The organism is Streptomyces viridochromogenes (assembly GCF_001270495.1).
Taxonomy (GTDB): Bacteria; Actinomycetota; Actinomycetes; order Streptomycetales; family Streptomycetaceae; genus Streptomyces; species Streptomyces viridochromogenes_A.
In genome coordinates, this window is the sequence record NZ_LGUR01000080.1 from 1 (window position 1) to 875 (window position 875).

Annotated in this window: 1 protein-coding gene; it reads left to right on the forward strand. The window is 67.4% G+C overall.

The annotated features are described in order from the left end of the window. The first annotated feature begins 47 nt into the window (after window positions 1–47). Window positions 48–818 carry an IS5/IS1182 family transposase gene (locus ADK36_RS09490; RefSeq protein WP_048580947.1) on the forward strand — a complete coding sequence of 257 codons (771 nt, stop codon included), beginning with the start codon at window positions 48–50 and terminating at the stop codon, window positions 816–818. The last annotated feature ends 57 nt before the right edge of the window (window positions 819–875 follow it).

Here is an 875-nt window from a genome sequence, read left to right on the forward strand (position 1 = left end):
CTAAGGGTTGTCCCGTAACTGCTGGTCACGGGTGAGATGATCTTGGTGTGGCTGGTGTGATCACGGCGTCGGAGCCGTCCTGGATAGCCCCGTTCACCGGGTTGAGCCCGCGTCAGTTCAGCAAGCTCATCACGGCGTTGCGCCGCGAGGGTGCGGATCCGGTCCGCAAGGGCCGGCCGTGGAGCCTGCCGCTGGAGGACCGGGTCCTGCTGGTCGCCGCGTACTGGCGCACCAACCTCACGATGCGCCAACTCGCCCCGCTGTTCGGGGTGTCGAAGTCGGCCGCCGACCGCATCATCGACCACCTCGGGCCGTCTCTCGCCCTCCAGCCCCGCAAGCGGTTCCGCAAGGACGCCGTACTGATCGTGGACGGAACCCTGGTGCCCACCCGTGATCACAGCATCGCCGAGCAGTCGAAGAACTACAGGTACTCGACCAACCACCAGGTCGTCATCGACGCCGACACCCGCCTCGTCGTCGCCGTGGGCCGGCCGCTGTCCGGCAACCGCAACGACTGCAAGGCGTGGGAACTGTCCGGCGCCAAGGACGCCGTCGGCAAGACGACCGTGATCGCGGACGGCGGCTACCAGGGCACCGGCCTGGTCATCCCGCACCGCCGCGAGCGCGGCCAGGCCGAACTCCCAGCTTGGAAGGAGGAACACAACGCCTCCCACCGCAAGGTCCGCGCCCGCGTCGAGCACGTCTTCGCCCGGATGAAGACCTGGAAGATCCTTCGCGACTGCCGCCTGAAAGGCGACGGCGTACGGCACGCCATGCTCGGCATCGCCCGCCTGCACAACCTTGCCCTCGCCGGGTGACGGGGAAACGCACAGGTCATCCAGCATGCCGGAGATCATTTACGGGACAACCCTTAG